The sequence below is a fragment of the Acinetobacter sp. SwsAc2 genome, from assembly GCF_013391465.1.
Classification (GTDB): Bacteria; Pseudomonadota; Gammaproteobacteria; order Pseudomonadales; family Moraxellaceae; genus Acinetobacter; species Acinetobacter johnsonii.
Genome location: NZ_JACBEZ010000004.1, coordinates 105,610 through 126,137 on the forward strand (window position 1 = coordinate 105,610; position 20,528 = coordinate 126,137).

General features: G+C 41.9%; 22 protein-coding genes. 12 read left to right on the forward strand and 10 right to left on the reverse strand.

The window, feature by feature from the left end; genetic code table 11:
• Positions 1 to 88 precede the first annotated feature (88 nt).
• Positions 89 to 919: a hypothetical protein gene (locus HYI04_RS03410; RefSeq protein ID WP_005401114.1), complete on the forward strand. Its 831-nt coding sequence runs from the start codon at positions 89 to 91 to the stop codon at positions 917 to 919.
• A gap of 103 nt (positions 920 to 1,022) precedes the next feature.
• Entirely contained in the window at positions 1,023 to 1,349 is a 327-nt protein-coding gene (locus HYI04_RS03415) for a hypothetical protein (RefSeq protein ID WP_010326887.1), read from the forward strand.
• 3 nt (positions 1,350 to 1,352) lie between these two features.
• On the opposite strand, the gene ruvC is transcribed toward HYI04_RS03415, so the two are convergent.
• A complete protein-coding gene (gene ruvC, locus HYI04_RS03420; RefSeq protein ID WP_005401116.1) occupies positions 1,353 to 1,898 on the reverse strand; it encodes a crossover junction endodeoxyribonuclease RuvC in 546 nt (181 codons plus the stop codon).
• Between the two features lie 122 nt (positions 1,899 to 2,020).
• Between ruvC and HYI04_RS03425 the strand changes: the two genes are divergently transcribed.
• Positions 2,021 to 2,593 (forward strand): FxsA family protein, encoded by a 573-nt coding sequence (locus tag HYI04_RS03425; protein ID WP_178895838.1) that lies wholly within the window; start codon positions 2,021 to 2,023, stop codon positions 2,591 to 2,593.
• A 132-nt stretch (positions 2,594 to 2,725) separates the two neighbouring features.
• On the forward strand, positions 2,726 to 3,367 hold the full coding sequence (locus HYI04_RS03430; RefSeq protein ID WP_087013406.1) for a LysE family transporter: 642 nt from the start codon (positions 2,726 to 2,728) through the stop codon (positions 3,365 to 3,367).
• On the opposite strand, the gene HYI04_RS03435 is transcribed toward HYI04_RS03430, so the two are convergent.
• Entirely contained in the window at positions 3,329 to 3,541 is a 213-nt protein-coding gene (locus HYI04_RS03435) for a hypothetical protein (protein WP_004984928.1), read from the reverse strand. The two genes, HYI04_RS03430 and HYI04_RS03435, sit on opposite strands and share 39 nt — an antisense overlap.
• 314 nt (positions 3,542 to 3,855) lie before the next feature.
• Here HYI04_RS03435 and HYI04_RS03440 point away from each other — a divergent pair, with 314 nt between their 5' ends.
• Positions 3,856 to 4,101 carry a hypothetical protein gene (locus HYI04_RS03440; protein WP_005401120.1) on the forward strand — a complete coding sequence of 82 codons (246 nt, stop codon included), beginning with the start codon at positions 3,856 to 3,858 and terminating at the stop codon, positions 4,099 to 4,101.
• A 97-nt stretch (positions 4,102 to 4,198) separates the two neighbouring features.
• Here the strand turns inward: HYI04_RS03440 and metK are convergent, their stop codons facing one another.
• Positions 4,199 to 5,365, reverse strand: a complete 1,167-nt coding sequence (gene metK / locus HYI04_RS03445; RefSeq protein ID WP_004984924.1) for a methionine adenosyltransferase — start codon at positions 5,363 to 5,365, stop codon at positions 4,199 to 4,201.
• 720 nt (positions 5,366 to 6,085) lie between these two features.
• Here metK and tkt point away from each other — a divergent pair.
• The 4 genes from tkt to HYI04_RS03465 all read left to right on the forward strand — a co-directional run bounded on the left by tkt (position 6,086) and on the right by HYI04_RS03465 (position 9,690).
• On the forward strand, positions 6,086 to 8,074 hold the full coding sequence (tkt, locus tag HYI04_RS03450) for a transketolase (protein ID WP_178895839.1): 1,989 nt from the start codon (positions 6,086 to 6,088) through the stop codon (positions 8,072 to 8,074).
• 116 nt (positions 8,075 to 8,190) lie between these two features.
• Positions 8,191 to 8,406, forward strand: coding sequence for a hypothetical protein (locus HYI04_RS03455; RefSeq protein ID WP_004696769.1), 216 nt, complete (start codon positions 8,191 to 8,193; stop codon positions 8,404 to 8,406).
• 114 nt (positions 8,407 to 8,520) lie between these two features.
• Positions 8,521 to 8,970 carry a GNAT family N-acetyltransferase gene (locus HYI04_RS03460; RefSeq protein WP_010326882.1) on the forward strand — a complete coding sequence of 150 codons (450 nt, stop codon included), beginning with the start codon at positions 8,521 to 8,523 and terminating at the stop codon, positions 8,968 to 8,970.
• A gap of 123 nt (positions 8,971 to 9,093) precedes the next feature.
• Positions 9,094 to 9,690, forward strand: coding sequence for a YceI family protein (locus HYI04_RS03465; RefSeq protein WP_004984916.1), 597 nt, complete (start codon positions 9,094 to 9,096; stop codon positions 9,688 to 9,690).
• A gap of 103 nt (positions 9,691 to 9,793) precedes the next feature.
• Here HYI04_RS03465 and HYI04_RS03470 read toward each other — a convergent pair whose 3' ends face one another.
• On the reverse strand, positions 9,794 to 10,495 hold the full coding sequence (locus HYI04_RS03470) for a glutamine amidotransferase (protein ID WP_010326881.1): 702 nt from the start codon (positions 10,493 to 10,495) through the stop codon (positions 9,794 to 9,796).
• Positions 10,496 to 10,611: 116 nt separating this feature from the next.
• On the reverse strand, positions 10,612 to 11,175 hold the full coding sequence (locus tag HYI04_RS03475) for a TetR/AcrR family transcriptional regulator (protein WP_010326880.1): 564 nt from the start codon (positions 11,173 to 11,175) through the stop codon (positions 10,612 to 10,614).
• 94 nt (positions 11,176 to 11,269) lie between these two features.
• Here HYI04_RS03475 and HYI04_RS03480 point away from each other — a divergent pair, with 94 nt between their 5' ends.
• Positions 11,270 to 12,037: an SDR family oxidoreductase gene (locus HYI04_RS03480; protein WP_010326879.1), complete on the forward strand. Its 768-nt coding sequence runs from the start codon at positions 11,270 to 11,272 to the stop codon at positions 12,035 to 12,037.
• Between the two features lie 11 nt (positions 12,038 to 12,048).
• The gene (locus HYI04_RS03485) at positions 12,049 to 12,645 is read left to right on the forward strand and encodes a 2-hydroxychromene-2-carboxylate isomerase (RefSeq protein ID WP_178895840.1); all 597 of its coding nucleotides are present in this window, start codon (positions 12,049 to 12,051) and stop codon (positions 12,643 to 12,645) included.
• 65 nt (positions 12,646 to 12,710) lie between these two features.
• Here the strand turns inward: HYI04_RS03485 and eutC are convergent, their stop codons facing one another.
• From eutC to HYI04_RS03505, 4 genes are all read right to left on the reverse strand, one after another.
• On the reverse strand, positions 12,711 to 13,526 hold the full coding sequence (eutC, locus tag HYI04_RS03490) for an ethanolamine ammonia-lyase subunit EutC (RefSeq protein WP_005401128.1): 816 nt from the start codon (positions 13,524 to 13,526) through the stop codon (positions 12,711 to 12,713).
• A 10-nt stretch (positions 13,527 to 13,536) separates the two neighbouring features.
• Positions 13,537 to 14,922 carry an ethanolamine ammonia-lyase subunit EutB gene (locus HYI04_RS03495; RefSeq protein WP_005401129.1) on the reverse strand — a complete coding sequence of 462 codons (1,386 nt, stop codon included), beginning with the start codon at positions 14,920 to 14,922 and terminating at the stop codon, positions 13,537 to 13,539.
• A 13-nt stretch (positions 14,923 to 14,935) separates the two neighbouring features.
• On the reverse strand, positions 14,936 to 16,381 hold the full coding sequence (eat, locus tag HYI04_RS03500; RefSeq protein WP_005401130.1) for an ethanolamine permease: 1,446 nt from the start codon (positions 16,379 to 16,381) through the stop codon (positions 14,936 to 14,938).
• Positions 16,382 to 16,590: 209 nt separating this feature from the next.
• Positions 16,591 to 18,102, reverse strand: coding sequence for an aldehyde dehydrogenase family protein (locus HYI04_RS03505; RefSeq protein ID WP_005401131.1), 1,512 nt, complete (start codon positions 18,100 to 18,102; stop codon positions 16,591 to 16,593).
• A 198-nt stretch (positions 18,103 to 18,300) separates the two neighbouring features.
• On the opposite strand from HYI04_RS03505, the gene HYI04_RS03510 reads away from it, so the two are divergent.
• The gene (locus HYI04_RS03510; RefSeq protein WP_005401132.1) at positions 18,301 to 19,476 is read left to right on the forward strand and encodes a transcriptional regulator; all 1,176 of its coding nucleotides are present in this window, start codon (positions 18,301 to 18,303) and stop codon (positions 19,474 to 19,476) included.
• Positions 19,477 to 19,505: 29 nt separating this feature from the next.
• Here HYI04_RS03510 and HYI04_RS03515 read toward each other — a convergent pair whose 3' ends face one another.
• Complete coding sequence (locus HYI04_RS03515) at positions 19,506 to 20,477, reverse strand: alpha/beta hydrolase (RefSeq protein WP_005401133.1); 972 nt, start codon at positions 20,475 to 20,477, stop codon at positions 19,506 to 19,508.
• Positions 20,478 to 20,528 lie beyond the last annotated feature (51 nt).

The window sequence follows — 20,528 nt, forward strand, 5'->3', positions numbered from 1 at the left end:
TATTTTGAATAAAAAATACTATATCTCAAATACTTTGTGTTAATTTTAGGAGTACATGAAAAAAATGAATAATTAAATAAGATGACTTATGATTTTAGATTTTCTTAGAAAGCCTATTCAGCTAAAACATTTTTTGATTTTTATACTATTGTCACCAATCATTATCGTCATTTTGAGCGTTATTGTTAGTGTATTGGAACCAAGTGATATACCGAGCTTAAAAGAACAACCATATGAGTGCGGAAGTTTTGGCGATCAGAAAATGCGTATAGATCGACGATATTTATTTTTTACGAGAGTTGAATATCAAGATGTTAGTTATTGGGAGAAAGGTGCTAGTCAACTACATTATACCAAAGATTGTAATGATCAAATCGGTAACGCCACATTTCTTGTGAAATGGCCAGAAATGCATCCTTCAGAAGGTTTTCGGCTTTCCTCAAATCAACTTAGTGACATTGCTTTCACTGTATCACAACGTGGTGATTGGAAGGATGAGTGGGGAGACGACAAAACGTTTTTTGATTATACGCCTTCATTGAAATTTTATTTAAGTGAACGGATGGGTGCTCGAAAAGATATGAGCATAAGTGAGATTAATTCGGAGAAGAAATTTAATTCACGTTTATCACTTTATGAAATAGATTTGGGAGAGCAAGATAATATTTCTAAAAGAATTTACTGGAAAGAAGAAAACGGGAAAGGCATTAGTGTAGTCATTGCGTGTGATTCATATCCAGATGGCGCTACGGCATGTGAATTAAATAGTCATGTACCAAATTATGGCTTTAACACGAGTAGTTTAGATATAGATTTCCATGCGGAGCTTCTGCCACATTGGGAAAAAATTCAGCGTGATTCTTTAAAATTATTTAATTCTTTTCAGATGGAAGAAAATAAAGTAAATGCTTGCAAGTAAGAATATTGAAATAGCATAAGAACTATTATGTAGTAAGAAAACGCGATATAACGCGATCAAGCCTAAAATTTAAAGACTTCGAATAATGGTAAAAGGAGGAAGAATGGATAAATACTTACTGGTGGCCTTGGTAGTTGGTGCATGCATATTGCTGGTGATTTACACTCAACTTGCACCAGCAGGTGGACAGAAAAATTTTAAACAAATCGTACAGCAGGCATTTGGTCGTTATAAAGTGATCGAAAAAAACTACACCATTATGATTTGTGAGATCAATCACCGCAATGAGCCAGAAGAGTTGGTCTTTATTCGTATCGATCCTGCTCAAAAGAAAAATTTACGCATTTCGGGAAGAATGCTGATAGCAACTTATCCAAAAGCACCGTCGGTACGTGAAATGCGTAAAGACTTTAAAGACTATGTCACTTAACGTTTAGCGTCGACGAGAGCTACTACGGCTGCGTCCGCGCGCCATACCGCCAAGAGCATTGAGTACAGCAAGCTTGGTCATACTGCCTGAAGCATGTGCATGACAAATAGCAGCAGCGAGAGCATCGGCTGCATCTTGCTGTGGTTTGATGCTCAGGTTTAGGAGTCTCATCACCATTATTTGTACTTGTTCTTTGTCCGCAGCGCCATAACCGACCACCGACTGTTTAATCTGACGTGCGGTGTATTCAGCAACTTGTAGGTCAAGGTTGACCAGTGCAGCAATAGCAGCACCACGTGCTTGCCCCAGTTTCAGTGCGGAGTCAGGGTTTTGTGCCATAAATACTTGCTCAACTGCGGCTTCAGTTGGGCCATGAAATTTTACAATACGATCAATCCCTGCAAAAATACGTTTTAGCCGTTCAGGCATATCAGCAGCTTCGGTACGAATGGTGCCAGCATCGACAAAAATTAGTTTTTGACCTTCTTTTTGAATAATACCGTAGCCTGTGAGGCGAGAACCGGGGTCAATACCAATAATTAATGACATGCTTGCCCTTTAAAAAAAAAAATATGCCCATATTGTTACATAAGCGTATCAAAAAAGCTTGATGTAGATTGAGCACTTGATTCTTGCACCTTATTCATTTTGTTGAGATTAGATTAATTTTCATGAAATTATTTCTTTTTATATTAGCTGGTGTCATTCTCGAAGTCTTCGTATGGATTGGCGTGGGCGACCTCGTTGGTAGCATGTGGTACGTGTTCTTCTGGTTTATTGCCGCTTTCTTTATTGGTACGAGCCTGATTCGTAAGTATTCAGCAGGTTTAATGCAGCAAATGCAAGCGGGCCAGATGGGTGCAGATCCTGCATTAACAAACAATCTGCCAAAAATCATTGCGGGTTTTCTTTTATTGATTCCTGGCTTGGTGACAGACGTGGTTGCCGTGTTATTGCTTATTCCTGCGGTGCAAAAGGCCATGACAGGTGCACTGATGAACGTGATGATGAAACGTCAGCAAGCGATGATGGAAAAAATGATGGGTGGTATGATGGGGGATATGAATGGCATGGGCGGTGGTGCTCAAGGTCAAAACCCATTTGCAGATATCATGCGCCAGATGCAAGAAATGCAGCAACAGCAGGGCGGTTCAGCTTATCGTGACTCGAGTATTATTGATGGTGAAGCACGAGAAGTCACGCCAGAGGCGAAAAAAATTGAAATGAAAGATGTGAATAAATAATTTCATACCTAATTTTAAAGCCGAGTTCTAACTCGGCTTTTTTTATCTTTATGAAAATGTTTTAAGTGCTTATGATTTAAAATAAATATAACAAACGATATAATTATTTTTTAAAAATTATGCCGCTTTTTTATGTCATTGCTTTTCACGATTTGCGCATTGCATTTTGTTGCGCAGCTAAGTCCCGGTCCTGATGTTTTGCTGATTGCCAAAAGTTCAGCTTCGACCACACAAAAAAACACTTTAAAAACGATCTTAGGTATTTCCGTTGGCATCGTCGTTTGGGTGGTTTTAACCTTGTTAGGTTTTACCGTACTCATCGACAAAATGCCGTGGATTCAACAAGTATTGATGGTGATTGGTGGGGTGTTCCTTGCACGTATGGGGTGGCTGATGTTGAAAGCCGGTCTCAATACAATGCAGCAAGAAGCCTTGCTAGATGATGGTCAAAAACTGCCTACACCGAAGGCCAACCATTATTTCATGTCAGGTTTGCTGACGAACTTGTCTAACCCGAAAACACTGATTTATTTCAGTAGTGTGTTTTCATTAGCCTTGAGTTCTAGCGCAAGTCCCTATTTAAAAATGCAACTTGCGGTCATTATTCCCATTCAAACTTTTATGACTTTTGCACTGCTGATGCTGCTTTTATCATTACCTAAAATTAAGGCGGCATATCAGCGTTCAGGAAGTTATATTGACATTATTTCTGGCGGGTTGTTCCTGATTTTTGCTTTATGGCTTTGGTACGATGCTCTCGCAATCTACATCTAAGTCATTTTTAAGCTCTTTAGATGATGGAGCCTGTTCCAAGATAGACACTTCGTCTTTTTTACTTTGCGCATAGCGGTTGGGCTGCAATGTCGCTTCGGTATTTTCTGAGCCCTTATAGCTGCGACTGCGGTTGGCACGTTCGCGTAAACCGCCTTTTTTAATCAACTGAACCATTCTTTCTTCCTCATCGTTGCATCTTATTTTAATAAACAATCGCGAGAAAACTAAAGGGTTTCGAGCAAATACTTTGGAATACGTCAAAAACTATTATGTTACAAAATGAAATTGTCATGATTCGGTGTTATAAAGAGGAATATGCGTTAAATCAATTGATTAATCTTTCAGTGTAAGCCGTTGCTGACATCACTTCAGGTGAATGGCGCTTGAGTCTCAACAAATACTCACATAAGATAAATGAATCTAACATTCTGTGAGGCAGGGTGATGGACAATAAAAACAAGAAAGGACAAAAACAAGGGGGTAAAGCGATGCTCTATCAATACCACTGCGCATGTTGTGAAACAGTTGTCGCATCAACAGATAAAGACTGTCCAAACTGTGGATCACATAATATTCGAAGTCCTTTTGGATTTTGGATTTTCTGTATTGTTGCATGTCTTGCTGCAGCGATTATCGTTAAATCTGTACAAGTCTATTTGGCCGACCGCAACAGCGAACCTGCTGCCGTGACTTCGCTCTTTGATGTGCTCAATCATGACAACAAACCTAAGTAGTGAGGTTCAATGACTTCACGACTGAACTGATGGGCTATTTTTCATCAGTTAAAATAAAAAAAAACCCGCATTAAGCGGGTTTCTTTTTGGATCAAACTTATAGACCAGCTGAAGCTTTAAGCGCTTCCACTTTGTCTGTTTTTTCCCAAGTAAATGCAGTATCTGAACCTTCACGACCGAAGTGACCATAAGCAGCAGTTTGCTTATACATCGGTTGAATGAGGTCAAGCATACGAGTGATACCGTATGGGCGTAAGTCGAAGTGTTCACGGACTAATGCAATGATCAGCTCTTCAGATACTTTTGCTGTATTGAAGGTATTGATTGAAATAGACGTTGGCTCAGCCACACCAATGGCATAAGACACTTGAATTTCACATTTGTCTGCAAGACCCGCCGCTACGATGTTTTTCGCAACATAACGACCTGCGTAAGCAGCAGAACGGTCAACTTTAGATGGATCTTTACCAGAGAACGCACCACCACCGTGACGAGCCATACCACCGTAGGTGTCTACGATGATTTTACGACCTGTTAAACCACAGTCGCCCACTGGACCACCAATCACAAACATCCCTGTTGGGTTGATGTGAAATTTGGTGTCTGCATGGAACATTTCAGCAGGGATCACTTTTTTCACGATTTCTTCAATCACAGCTTCTTTTAAGTTGCTTTGAGAAATTTCAGGATCGTGCTGAGTAGATAATACGACTGCGTCTAAACGAACAGGCATGCCATTTTCATAAGCAAAAGTCACTTGGCTTTTTGCATCTGGGCGTAACCATGGTAAAGCGCCACTACGACGTAGTTCAGCTTGCTTTTCCATTAAACGGTGTGCATATGAAATTGGAGCAGGCATAAGCACGTCAGTTTCACGGCTTGCATAACCAAACATTAAACCTTGGTCACCTGCACCTTGATCTTCAGGCTTTTGACGGTCTACACCTTGAGCAATCTCTGGTGACTGTTTACCAATCATATTAATCACGGCACATGTTGAACCATCAAAACCAAGGTCAGAATGGTGGTAACCAATGCCATTTACGGTTTGACGAACAATCGCTTCGAAGTCCACATTTGCAGTTGTTGTGATTTCACCTGCAAGTACTACCGCACCCGTTTTTACAAGCGTTTCACAAGCAACCCGCGCATATGGGTCTTCTTTTAAGATCGCATCCAAGATAGCATCACTGATTTGGTCAGCCATTTTATCTGGATGGCCTTCGCTTACAGATTCCGAGGTAAATACAGCGTACTCGCGCATAAGTCCTATCACAGTTAATTTAAAAGACGCAATATGGTACATCGACTTAGCCGTTTGAGCCAGTTCTACACGACCAAAATGACTGAATTTATTTCAATTCAACGACTTTTTATCTGATATAAGCATCTAAAAAATTGATATAGCGTTTATTTTTAGTTCGAAATGACAAAGTAACGGGTTCTTATTCAAAGTTTAGGGGTGCGTATCATGAGGTTTTGTGCTTTGATTATATCTAATTTGAAAACAATAGCTTGTTTGAGTTTTTGTTGGCTTGGGTGTTAAGTTGGTAAATAAAAAATGCTCAAAATAAGCATCATAAAAGAATCTATAATTTGTACTAATTCATGAATAATTTAAAAAAGTGAATAAAATTCACCATGAATGTTTAATTGTATGTAAAAAATACAAATGTATCTTGTGATGTGTTTGATACTCAAGGATAACGGTTTGTTCTGATTAGTGAATAGGGTGGCCGAGCTTTGTTTTTAAAAATTGATGATTCTATCGTGTAGAATTTGACTCGGAGAAAAGCTAGAGAGACATTTCCGAGTGAAATTGTTGTGATTTTAGGCAATGCCCGCATTTATTAGACATTGATGATGAATAAATAGCGAAATATTGTCCATTAGGCTTTACCCATTCCTCTTTTTTTAAGACAATACACCTATCTTTGAATTCTATTCATCTTACTCTTTAAATCATTTGTTTGGACTCTGACCTATGACAACCCCGCTTAACGAACGTCGTATTGCAAACGCAATTCGTGTATTGGCAATGGATGCTGTGCAAAAAGCAAACTCTGGACATCCAGGTGCGCCAATGGGGATGGCTGATATCGCTGATGTGGTATGGCGTGAGTTTTTCAACCATAACCCGACTAACCCTCAATGGGCGAACCGTGACCGTTTTGTACTATCAAATGGTCATGGCTCTATGTTGCAATATGCGTTATTGCACCTTACGGGCTATGATTTATCAATTGAAGATTTAAAAGCATTCCGTCAACTGCACTCTAAAACGCCGGGTCACCCAGAATTAGGTTATGCGCCAGGTATTGAAACGACAACTGGCCCGCTTGGTCAGGGGATTGCAAACGCAGTTGGTTTTGCTCTAGCTGAAAAAACTTTAGCAGCACAGTTCAACAAAGATGAGATGAGTGTTGTTGACCATTTCACTTACTGCTTCTTAGGTGATGGTTGTTTAATGGAAGGTGTTTCTCACGAAGCATGTTCATTAGCGGGTACTTTGGGTCTAGGCAAGCTGATCGCTTACTATGACGACAATGGCATCTCGATCGATGGCGAAGTTGAAGGCTGGTTCTCTGACGATACAGAGCAACGTTTCAAATCTTATGGCTGGCAGGTCATCAAAGTTGATGGTCATGATGCGGATGCAATCCGTCAAGCGACTGTAGAAGCGAAAGCTGAAGCGAACAAACCAACCATCATCATGTGTAAAACAGTGATTGGTTTAGGTTCACCAAACAAACAGGGTAAAGAAGACTGTCATGGTGCGCCTTTAGGTAATGATGAAATCGTATTGACTCGTGAAGCGCTTGGCTGGTCAGACGAAGCATTTGTTATTCCTGCTGAAGTTTATGCAGCATGGGATGCCAAAGAAAAAGGTTCACAAGCTGAAGCAGCCTGGAATGAAACTTTTGCCGCTTATGAAGCAAAATACCCAACTGAAGCAGCTGAATTGAAACGTCGCCTTTCAGGTGAATTGCCAGCTGAATTCCTTGCTCAAGCAGATGCATTTATCGCAGAAACTAATGCAAAAGCTGAAACCATTGCTACACGTAAGGCAAGCCAAAACACATTGCAAGCTTTCGGTCCATTATTGCCTGAACTATTAGGCGGTTCTGCGGACTTGGCTGGTTCTAACTTAACACTTTGGAAAGGTTGCCAAGGCGTTCAGGACAATCCTGCAGGTAACTACGTACACTATGGCGTACGTGAGTTTGGTATGACTGCCATTGCAAACGGTGTTGCGCTTCACGGTGGTTTCATTCCTTACGTTGCAACATTCCTTATGTTTATGGAATATGCGCGTAATGCAGTACGTATGTCTGCGTTGATGAAACAACGTGTAATCCATGTATATACACATGACTCAATTGGTTTGGGTGAAGATGGTCCAACGCACCAACCTGTAGAGCAAATTGCGTCTTTACGTGGTACACCAAACTTAAATACTTGGCGTCCATGTGACACGGTTGAAGCAGCTGTGTCTTGGAAGTCTGCACTTGTACGCTCAGAAGGCCCAACTGCGTTGATCTTCTCTCGTCAAAACCTACCATTCCAAACACGTACAGATGCACAAATCGCAAATGTAGCGAAAGGTGGTTATGTATTGGCTGAAGAAAAAGGCGAATTAAAAGCGATTATTATTGCGACGGGTTCTGAAGTTTCTTTAGCAATGGAAGCGCATGCACAACTTGACGGTGTGCGTGTCGTGTCTATGCCATGTGCTGAAGAATTTGTGAAGCAAGATACAGCGTACCGTGAAGCGGTTCTTCCATCAAACATTCGTGCGCGTGTTGCTGTTGAAGCAGCACATGTAGACTACTGGTGGAAGTTTGTAGGTTTAGATGGTCGTGTAATTGGTATGACGACTTATGGTGAATCTGCACCTGCGAAAGACTTATACCAATACTTCGGTATTACCACTGAAGCAGTTGTTGCTGCGGTAAAAGAATTGACAGCTTAATTTTTAAAAATTGACTGTTTGAAGGACGCTCCAGTTTAGGGGCGTCTTTTATTTTGAATGGTGTATATAATATGCAAGCTGCTGCTGAAGTAGCTGCATAAATTTTAGGTGATGATATGAGCTTGTACGATCAAATTCATGATGAAGTTGTATTGATGGATGCGGGCGAACAGAAGTGGATTGGACCAGATCTACCTTTGGAGGCGATGGTTGCTGTTGAACTGTTATTGCAAGATTTAGCAGAAGATAAGCAAATTAAGATCCGTCGTAAAAACCATGAAAAGCAGACAGGTATGAAGTTGATTGATCGGATTCTGATTGAAAAACTATGATGGTTGTCACGTCTAAAAGAAGCCTTATTGAAGCGATTCAATAAGGCTTTTTCTTTGTGGTGATTTCAGTTTAAATATAAGCCTTACAAAAATAAACATCACTTTGAGAGCAAAATGGAAGTAGCAAATATTCATATTGTGTCACTGACAGAAATCGATCAGTCGATCTGGGCTACATTATGGCAAGCTTATCAGGCATTTTATCAGGTTGATTTATTGGAGCAGATATCTAAAAACACGTGGCATAAATTGACTGATTCTAAGCGTGAGCATATGTATGGTTTTGCTGCGCTTATAGCAGGTCGGGTTGTAGGCATTGTGCATGTGATAGAGCATGATAGCTGTTGGACGTTAAAGCCTTATGCCTACTTGCAAGATCTATTTACGCATGAGGACTATCGTGGGCTAGGGGTTGCAAGAGCTTTAATCGAACACGTCAAAATGCATACCGAAAAGCGAGCATGTGATCGGGTTTATTGGCTGACCCATCAGGACAATTTGGTCGCACAACAACTTTATAATAAAGTCGCGAAGAAGACTGGTTTCATTCAATATCGGGCATAGCTAAGTTGCTACATTTAAAAACAATTATATCGTTCTAAAGTTGCAACATATCGTTTTATCTTTATAGATGTATTCGTTGTAGAACTCTATAGACTAAGCAGTATTCCAATGTGAGATAAAAACATGAACTTTAAAGCTTTAACAATCGGTTTGGCTGTTGCAACTGCGACTACATTTGCTATGGCAAAACCTGTGGCATATCAAATTGACCCTACACATACAGCAACAGTTTTCACATGGAGCCACTTTGGTTTTTCAACTCCATCTGCAAATTTCAGCGACATTCAGGGTGTGATTAATGTTGATAATGCAAAACCTGCAAATTCGTCGGTGAATGTAACGATTCCTTTATCTAGCTTAAACACTAACGTAAAAGCTTTAGATGAACACTTACAAGCGGCTGATTTCTTTGATGCAGCAAAATACCCAAAGATCACCTTTAAAAGTACAAAAGTACAAGCTGTTGGCGCGAATAAGTACAAAATCACAGGTGATTTAACCATTAAAAATGTGACGAAGCCTGTCGTTTTAGATGCGGTGTTGAATAAACAAGGTGAGCACCCAATGACCAAAGCGCAGTCAATTGGTTTCAACGCAACCACTTCATTTGACCGTTCTGCTTTTGGTGTAGGTGCATACGTGCCAAATGTGGGTGATAAAATTACTGTAAATATCACCACTGAAGCATCAGTTCCACAGCCTAAAGCTGCTGCAAAATAAGCGACATCTACCAAAAAGCACCTTATCAGAGGTGCTTTTTTATGTCCGCTGTAAACTTAAAAGTTAGAGCAATAGGCGCATTGAGCGGATTATGGCTGAATTATTAAGCCAGTGCTTTTAAATACGCTGCTAAAACTTGTCCAGAGGCATGTTCTAGTTGAGCTGCAAAGCGTTGGTTGTCTGCACGCAATGCGGGAATATTGATGCTCGCTTGACGCAGTTCAGCAGTATGCCCGATTAGCCATTTTTCTAAACCGTCCGCTGCGACCTCAGGATGGAACTGTAAGCCAAGAATATTTTTGCCTACACGAAAGGCTTGGTTGGGATAAACTTCTGAGCTGGCCAACAGTTCAGCTTGAGCAGGGAGTTCAAAGGTGTCGCCATGCCAATGTAGCACTTCAGTTTCTACCAGTGCTTGCAGTGGGTTCTGTTCAACGGCATTGAGCTGTAACTGACTCCAGCCAATTTCTTTGCTATGACCTGCATATACTTTTGCACCGAGTGCATGTGCAATCAACTGTGCACCTAAGCAAATGCCTAAAGTCGGTAAATTCTTTTCTAAGCGAACTTTTAGTAAGTCTATTTCTTGTTGTAAGAAAGGGTAGTCTTTAGTTTCATATACCCCAATTGGTCCACCTAAGATCACAGTTAGACCTGTGTAATCCAACGCTTTAGCTAAGTCATCTTTGCCGGCTTCAAAATATCGTACCCGATAACCCAATTGATATAACACATCTTCCCATGCACCCAAATCTTCAAAAGCAAGATGCTGAATCGCGTAAATGGTATCGGGTAGTGTCGTCATAGTTGGCTCGTTCACAGGGGTTAAAGGAGTGTAAAAATGTACAGGGAAATGCGTAGAAGTTGAAGGCAATAAATCAGAAAATATGTAGAAAAAAACTATAAATTCAATCCAAGGTTTTACTTGAGCTGAAGCATGTTTTTAATCATCCATTTGCTTGAGCTTAAAATTTCTCTTTGTAGATGTTCATCCGCCATGCTGCGCGCCATGACGATTGCACCGACCAGTTGACACAGTACCGCCCAAGCTTGTGTTTCACTGCCTAGATGTTGTGTAAAGAGTGCGTGACCACGAAGCATTTCCTGTTGAAAACACAGTTTTGTTGTTTCACTACTACGTGCTACTTCGGCTGCAAGAGAGGGAATAACACAGCCTTGATCTGGACGTTGCACATGAGACAGCGCTAAATAACGTTCAAGTTCGAAGTCAATCCACTCTTCGAGGTTGTCATGCGGATTGGCTTGCCATGCTTGAAAGCTGTGTTGTAACTCGGACTGGATCAGTGCTTCAAATAATTCATGTTTTGATGAAAAATGCGAATAAAAAGCACCGCTGGTCATTTGAGCCGCTTTCATAAAACCATCGACGCCAGTATTGGCAAAGCCTTGCTTCTTGGCCAGTTGAGCACTAATTTTAAGCAGCTCTTGACGTTTTTCTTCTTTATAGCCTGTTTTATAGCGCATAGGAGTTTCATCAAAATAAAATTGACTGATGCTGAAAACTATAACATAGTGATCGTTATGATAACGATCGTTATTTTATAAAGGGAGTATATTTATGGATGGATTACAGCCAGAACAGCAGTTGCAAAAGACTGATGCTAAAAAGAAAGTCGCGTTAGTGATTGGCGCAGGAGATGCTACAGGGGGCGAAATCGCAAAACGGTTTGCACGTGGTGGATACATCGCCTGCATGACGCGAAGAAATGCCGAAAAACTCCAGCCCTTAATTGCAGAAATAGAAGCCGAAGGTGGCCTTGCATATGGTTTTGCGTCTGATGCACGTAAAGAAGAGCAAGTCATCGCTTTGGTAGAGGAAATTGAAGCCAATATTGGTGAAATCGATGTTTTAGTGTTTAACATTGGGGCGAATGTGCCATGTAGTATTTTAGAAGAAACTGCACGTAAGTATTTTAAAATTTGGGAAATGGCTTGCTTCGGTGCGTTTTTGACTGGACGTGAAGTGGCGAAGCGTATGGTCGTGCGTGAACACGGCAGCATTATTTTCACGGGTGCAACTGCAGGAATAAGAGGTGCAGCAAACTTTGCCGCTTTTGCTGGGGCGAAACATGCACTGCGTGCCTTAGCCCAAAGTATGGCACGTGAGCTTGGCCCGAAAAATATTCATGTGGCACACGTGGTGGTGGATGGGGCAATTGATACCGATTTTATTAAAGACACTTTTCCTGACATGTACGCGCGCAAAGAACAGGATGGCATATTAAATCCCGTGCATATTGCAGAAAATTATTGGCATTTGTCGCAGCAACCGCGCGATGCATGGACGCATGAGTTAGATTTAAGACCTTGGATGGAAACGTGGTAAAAGGACAAAGCATGAAAAGCGTAGAATTTTATTTTGATTTAGGCAGCCCATATAGCTATTTGGCCTACTATCGTTTACTGCAAATAGCAGAGCAGCAAGAGATTCAGATTGTATATAAGCCTATTTTATTGGGCGGGGTGTTTAAAGCAACAGGCAATCGTAGTCCGATAGAGATTCCCGTCAAAGGGGTTTATTCAATCTTAGATATGCAGCGCTGGGCGGAGTATTACCAGATCCCAATGCAAATGAATCCGCATTTCCCGATGAACACTTTAACCCTAATGCGGATTTTGACAGGCGTTCAATTGTTGCATCTAGAAAAGTTTGAGCAAGTTTTGAAACTGTTATTCGATGCGATGTTTGGTACACCACAAAATCTGAATGAACCTACTGTCTTGGCAGAAGTGCTAAAACCAAGTAGCTTTTCTGTAGAAGATATTATGAGTATGGTTCAGTCGGATGTTGTGAAACAAAAACTGATCACTGAAACAGAACAGGCCATTCAACGTGGCATTTTTGGCGCACCGACATTCTTTGTGGGTGATGAAATGTATTGGGGCCAAGATCGCCTACATTTTGTAGAACAAGCGCTAAACAAAGCTAGCTAAAAACCTAAGTTAATAGAACGCATTATTTAGGATCAGCCGTAAAATAACGGCTGATTTGCTTCAAATTAAAATAAACGCTTAGGCGTATGTTCCGTGTCTAGACTGACCATTTCATGTTCATCTTTTAAGTCTACACCTGAGTAGCCGAGTTTCTTGGAGCCACGCATCAGAGACATTAGTCGTTGTACTGCAACAAGAATGCTTAAGCCCGCAGGTCGAACATTTGAAATACAGTTCCGTTTAGCATCCAAAGTGCCCGAGGCAGCTTTCCAAGTATAGTAAATGCCCATACTATCAGGTGAGCTTAGGCCAGGCCTTTCTCCAATTAGCATCACGAGCATAGTCGCGTGTAGGCACTCTGCAACTGGATCACCCAAAGCGACTCGGCTTCCAGTAGCAATAACCATCGGTGCAATGCTCCAGTGTTCTGCTTGCAGCTGCGGGATAAGGTGCTGAATAAAAGGAACTGCATTTTCTTCAATCGCCCGTGCAGATAGTCCATCACCAATCACAATACAGACATCATAGTTTTGCGGGTTACTGGCTTTAAAAACCTCTAAGCCATGTTGTGAAGCTGCACTTAACAGGCGACCTAAGTCAGGACGTTTTAAGTATTCTTGCTTATTTTCAGCTTGACTGTGTACCGTTAGACTATCCAAACCTAGTGTATTAAGACTCGCAACTAAGTGTTCGACATCTAAAGGTTGATGTACGGCATCTTGCGCTTCCGCATGCGCCAGTTGAAATTTCAGCAGTTCATGGGTCGGGATACTACAACCAGCACGACCAATGGCGATACGAGCATCGGTAAATTTCTTTAAGTTTTCCCAAGCATCCTGATGCTGTTCAGTTTGATAATTTTCTAGAGGAACAAGTGACATAAGCTGCTCCTTATATATGCAAAAGTTTTTCAAATTGTGGCGGGATATGCTCAGGCCAAAGAATGTGCTGCTGCTGTTGTTTAAAGATGCCTTGTTCAGCCAACCACAGATCAAATTCAGGTGCTGCTTTTAAGCCCAAAAGTTGCCTTAGATACAACGCATCATGAAACGACGTGGTTTGATAATTCAGCATGACGTCATCCGAACCCGGAATGCCCATAATAAAGTTCAGACCTGCTGTACCGAATAGGGTGAGTAGTACATCCATGTCGTTTTGGTCGGCATCGGCATGGTTGGTATAGCAAATGTCGCAGCCCATAGGTAAGCCTAGGAGCTTGCCACAAAAATGGTCTTCCAAGCCTGCACGGATAATTTGTTTGCCATTGTATAAATACTCTGGGCCAATAAACCCAACTACAGTGTTCACTAGCAGCGGCTTGAATTTACGAGCCACAGCATAGGCACGGACTTCCAAGGTTTGCTGATCTACGCCGTGATGCGCATTACTAGATAAAGCACTGCCTTGACCTGTTTCAAAATACATCACATTTTGTCCCACAGTCCCACGCTTGAGAGCCAGTGTTGCTTCATAGCCTTCACGTAATAATTCAAGGTTAATGCCGAAACCTTCATTGGCGCGCTGTGTGCCTGCAATCGATTGAAACATTAAATCAATCGGCACATTTTTCTCAGCCAGTTGAATCCCCGAACTGATATGCGTCAGTACACAAGACTGGGTTGGAATGTGATGCTCTTGGATCACATGATCGAGTAGTTTGAGCAGCTCCGATAAATTTTGTAGGTTATCGGTTGCAGGATTAATCCCAATGACGGCATCACCATTGCCATACATCAAGCCATCCAAAATACTGGCCGATATTCCCAAGAGATCATCGGTCGGATGATTCGGTTGTAAACGGGTCGAGAGATGACCTTTCAATCCGATGGTGTTGCGAAATTGGGTGATGACTTCACATTTACTTGCAACCAAGATGAGGTCTTGGTTGCGCATAATCTTACTCACCGCAGCCACCATTTCAGGGGTTAAACCGAGCGCAAGTTGTTGTAATTTCTGCGTAGTCGCATCTTCACTGAGTAGCCAGTTACGAAAGTCTCCTACGGTAAAATGTGAAATTGGTGCAAATAAATCACTACGGTGCTCATCGATAATCAGGCGGGTTATTTCATCCTGTTCATAGCTGATCAGCGCTTCAGTTAAAAACTGCTTCAATGGAACATCGGCCAATGCCATTTGTGCGGCAACACGTTCAGTGGCATTTTCCGCCGCAACACCTGCAAGTTGATCACCTGAGCGCAGCGGGGTTGCTTTTGCCATTAAAGTTTTTAAATCATTAAACACATAGTGCTGATGTCCAATCAATGTTTTATAAGCCATGTTATAGGTCCTTCTATAAGTCTTGTTCGGCCTTACGAATACTTTCAAATTCTTCTTCAGGTGTACCTTGAACGAGTCGATGGCGACTATGGAAAATAAAGTAGGCAATAAATAGCGCATAGATGCCTGCGGCCATAAACCAAACTTTAGGATCCACCACAAAACCAGCTATCACCGCAATACTGGCTAATACCAAAGCAATCGATGAGGTGACAATTCCACCTGGGGTTTTATAGGGACGATGTAATTCTGGACGGCTGATGCGCAGTTTAATGTGAGAAAGCATCATCAAGACATAAGAAATGGTCGCACCAAATACCGCCATCAGGATGAGCAGATCACCTTCACCTGTTAGAGACAATAAAAAACCAATGATGCCGGGAATAATAATCGCTAAATAAGGCGCTTTGTTTTTATTGGTCAGTGATAACGAGGTCGGTAAATACCCCGCACGAGATAAGGCGAAAATTTGACGTGAATAGGCATAAATGATGGAGAAGAAACTTGCAATTAAACCTGCCAGACCTACAAAATTGACAAAACTGCCTAACCAACTGTTTTGACCATAGACGGCTACCAGTGCATCAACTAAGGGTGCGCCTGATTCTTTAAGTTGTTCTGCGCCAGCAGCACCAGCACCTAAGAACAGAATAAGTAGGGCAAAAGCGGCCAAAATTAGCATCGAACCGATCAAACCACGTGGTAAGGATTTGGATGGATCTTTGGCTTCTTCTGCTGCTAGTGGTACACCTTCTACCGCTAAAAAGAACCAAATGGCATAGGGTACGGCCGCCCAAATGCCGATATAACCCATCGGTAGGAAGCTACTTGCACCGATATTTTCAGTTGGTGCAATGTTAAATAAGTTGGCGCTGTTAAAATGTGGCGCCATTGCGATGATAAAGACAAAAAGAGCGACGGCTGCAATGGCGGTAATGACAAACATAATCTTGAGGGCTTCACCTGCACCTTTAAGATGAATACCCATAAAAACCAGATAGCAGATGAGATAAATGATCCATCCACCGACACCAAATAAGGCCTCGCAGTAGGCACCAATAAAGCATGCGATAGCCGCAGGGGCGATGGCATATTCAATTAAAATCGCCGTGCCAGTGAGATAGCCACCAAATGGGCCAAATGCGGTACGCGCAAAGCTATAGCCACCTCCCGCAGTGGGCAGCATGGTGGCCATTTCAGACATAGACAGGCACATGCATAAGTACATGATGGCTACGACAACCGTTGCGATAAACATACCGCCCCAGCCACCTTGAGCAAGACCGAAGTTCCAGCCAGCAAAGTCGCCAGAAATGACATAAGCCACGCCTAAACCGACTAATAATAGCCAGCCTACAGCACCTTGTTTCAGTTGCCTTTTTTCAAAATAGTCGTCAGATGTGCTTACAGTTGAAGTAGAGAGTGGAGTCGTTGAGCTGTTAATGGGAGAATCGGTCATATGAAGCTCCATATCTTGAGTTTTTATAGATGGCTTGATGGATGCAATATTTATGCAATTTCAGTACCAAGCGACTAGACGTCCTGTCTAATGTTTATATGACACAGTTTTGAATTATTGTTTTGATGGTTGATGGTTGATAGAGAAAATGTTTAGGGTAACGAATCACCCTAAACACATAGAGAACTATATATGAATAGACTAAGTGCTTAGAAGAAGCCCATAGGCTTAGTTGCATAGCTCACAAGTAAGTTTTTAGTTTGTTGGTAATGATCGAGCATCATTTTGTGGTTTTCACGACCAATCCCTGACTTTTTATAACCACCGAAAGCGGCATGTGCAGGGTAGATGTGGTAACAGTTGGTCCAAACTCGACCCGCTTGAATTGCACGACCTGCACGGTAAGAGGTATGTGCTGAACGTGACCATACACCAGCGCCTAAACCATAAATAGTGTCGTTGGCAATTTTAATCGCATCGTCAAAATCTTTGAATGTTGCCACAGAAAGTACAGGTCCAAAAATTTCTTCTTGGAAAATTTTCATGTCATTGGTGCCTTTGAAAATGGTTGGTTCAATATAGAAACCAGAACCCACTTCATTACGCTCACTACCACCTGTCAGTACTTGTGCACCTTCACCGCGACCTGTTGCGATACAACCCAAAATTTTCTCTTGTTGTTCAAGTGAAGCTTGCGCACCAATCATCGTTTCTGTATCGAGCGGGTGACCCGTTTTAATGCGTTTCACACGTTCAACTGCCATTTCAAGGAATTTATCTGCAATACTTTCTTGAACTAAAGCGCGTGATGGACATGTACAAATTTCACCTTGGTTAAGTGCAAACATGGCAAAACCTTCAAGGGCTTTGTCTAAGAACTCATCGTCTTGATCCATAATGTCTTCAAAGAAGATGTTTGGAGACTTACCACCTAATTCCAACGTTACAGGAATTACGTTTTCAGTGGCATATTGCATGATCATTTGACCCACAGCAGTAGAGCCAGTGAATGCAATTTTAGCAATACGTGGATTGGTTGCGAGTGGACGACCCACTTCAACACCATAACCGTTGACGATGTTTAAAATACCGGGTGGTAGTAAGTCTTGAATGAGTTCAATTAAAACCAAAATGCTCGCAGGGGTCTGTTCAGCAGGTTTTAAAACAATACAGTTACCCGCAGCAAGTGCAGGAGCAATTTTCCATGTCGCCATCAAAATTGGGAAGTTCCATGGAATGATTTGTCCTACCACGCCTAATGGTTCGTGGAAGTGATAGGCAATAGTATCTTCATCAATTTCAGAAATGCCGCCTTCTTGCGCACGGATACAGCCTGCGAAATAGCGGAAATGGTCAATGGCTAAAGGAATGTCCGCTGCGAGCGTTTCACGAATCGGTTTACCATTGTCCCATGTTTCAGCCACAGCCAATTTTTCTAGATTTTGTTCTAGACGATCTGCAATTTTAAGGAGTAAATTTGAACGTGTAGTAGGAGAAGATTTGTTCCATTGTTCTTTGGCTTTATGCGCAGCATCCAGTGCAAGCTCGATGTCTTCTACAGATGAGCGAGGGACTTTTGTAAAAACTTTACCGTCGACAGGAGAGATATTTTCAAAGTATTCACCTTTTACTGGAGCAACCCACTCGCCACCAATAAAGTTGTCATACTGTGCTTTAAATTCTACTTTAGAACCAGATTGGTTAGGGTCTACATAGCGCATATTGAAGTTCCTTTGCTTATTGATTTTTTAAAAGCATCTACAGCTTTGGTATAAGGTACATCTGTACAATATTTAAGTAGCATAACTAATATAAGGTTGGAAAAAGGTTGGAAGGAAGGAGGTTTACAAGCCTTTGACAAATGTTTACAACCAAGTAATACAGTGGACGTATATCAGGAATTGTTTTGAGAATAAGGAATGATGGCAATGCAACATTTAATACAGAAAAGACAAGAAATAGAAAAGCTTAGAACCAGTAGCAGTATTTCGACGGTACAAGCTGAACAACTGGGAAAAAGTATTGCAAGTTCATGGCAGCGCTCTAACTCCGCAGAAATTCCAAAAGATCGCTTTGCTGCGCCCATTTCTGAAGGTTCTATGTCACAAGGTTCAGCGCTACAACATGCTTTGAGTTACTGCGCAGATGAACTAAGACATATTGCACAACAGTCTTCGATGGTGGTCGCTGTAGGCGATATTGGGAGTACGATTATTTGGAGTGCGTCCAGCAGACAAATGCGTAATGCGGCAGAAAGTGTACATTTTGTTGAAGGCGGGCAGTGGCGAGAGGAATTGGTGGGGACCAATGCATTGGCCTTGTCCTTAAAAACGCAACAGTCCAGTTGTGTCTTTTCAAATGAACACTACATGAGCTCCATCCATGATTGGGTCTGTTATGCGGCGCCGATCATCGACCCTTACTCAAAACACGTCCTTGGGGTGATTGATTTATCCACCACATGGAAAAATCATAATAGCCTTGGTCTACTCGCAGCAGAGCGCTGTGCATCTATCATCCAAACGGCACTGTTAGAATATCAGCGTCAACAGTTATATATCCGTGCTTTTGGTGTGCCGCAAGTACATTTCAATGGCAAAGTGATGGTGCTCACACCGCGACAAATTGAAATTCTGACCATCTTAGCGCTGTGCCCACAGGGCATGACTTTAGACACTTTGCATCAGGCCTTATATGGTGAGCGCAAGGTAAGTGTGGGAACACTTAAGGCCGAAATGTCACAACTGCGTGACTTGCTCGGTGGTATGTTGGGATCTCGTCCCTATCGAATTTTGGCGCATATCGAGGCCGATTTTTTACAAGCCGAGCAAGCCTTAGATGCTGCATATATCGAAACCGCGTTAAAACTTTGTTCAGGTGTTTTACTGCCTAAAACGGAAAGTCCATTTCTATGTGCATGGCGCGACTGTTTGGAGTCACGTTTAAGCAGTGCGATTTTTAAAGCCAATGAAACCGATATGTTGTTTAAACATGTCGCACGTTACCCAGAGGCGATTGATGCTGTTGAGCGACTCATTGAGCTGACACCGAATGGACATCCTGCGCATCAGCTACTTGAGAAATATAAAATTTAAGAATTCTTAATTGTGTTGGAAAGGTATATTTACACTATTTTTTGCTCGAGCCATTGGAACAGCTTAGTATAAACTTCGGTACGAACTTCAGGTGCGGAGAGTACTAAGTCGTGTAAACCGTTTTGAATGGTCACGACACTGACGTCACCTTGTAAATTTTTAGCCTGCTTTTCAATGTCTTTAACATCTAAAATCACATCACTGGTTTGCGCGGCTAGGCCCCATTTCTTCGGGTTAAGCGTTTGATGTGAATGCATAATGAGTGCAGGAACAGAGAGCTTTAAACCACCGCGATGAATTTCTTTCTGTGCTTCATGAATTGCACGTACAAAGCTGATGCGAACCATAGAGTAGCTTGGTTGTTTCCACTCCAAATCAAAGTTCCATTCACCATGCTCGTTTTGATGCAGGCTCGGTACATACCATTTATTCAGTTCACTTGGAAACTTGATGTCAGGAAAATGCTTTGCGAGTCGGCTGAGCTGCGGCACGCCAAGTTTGCGCTTAATGGGATGCATATTAAAATCATAAAAAGGGCTATTGGCCCAAAGTGCTTTGATCAGCGGATGCTTAGGATTGTGTGCAGCGTATAAAGTCGTGATTAAGCCACCCGTAGAGTGTCCTGCAAGCAGCACCGTAGTATGGCCTTCATTGCCAATGATCTCTAAGGCTTGGGTAATTTCAGCATCGTATTCGCTGAGATCACGGACATTGTAGTATTTTTGATGACTTAAATAAGAGCGCCCGTATTTACGTAAATCCAGCGCATAAAAATCATAACCATGTTGGTTAAATTGTTCAGCCATTTCGGTTTGAAAAAAGTAGTCAATAAAGCCGTGGATATACAGCACAGCTTTTTGAGTATTTTTCGGGGCTTTTTTGCGCACGAGGGTTGCGCAGACTGCACCTTCATAATCGTCTGGGAAACTGAGTTTTAATTGTTCATAGCCTTCGCCGAGGACATCAGGTGTATACGCAGGATGAGTTTGATTTTCTGACATAATTTGCTCTGGTTGTTATTGTCATGAGTTTTCTTATCCTTGATGAAGTGC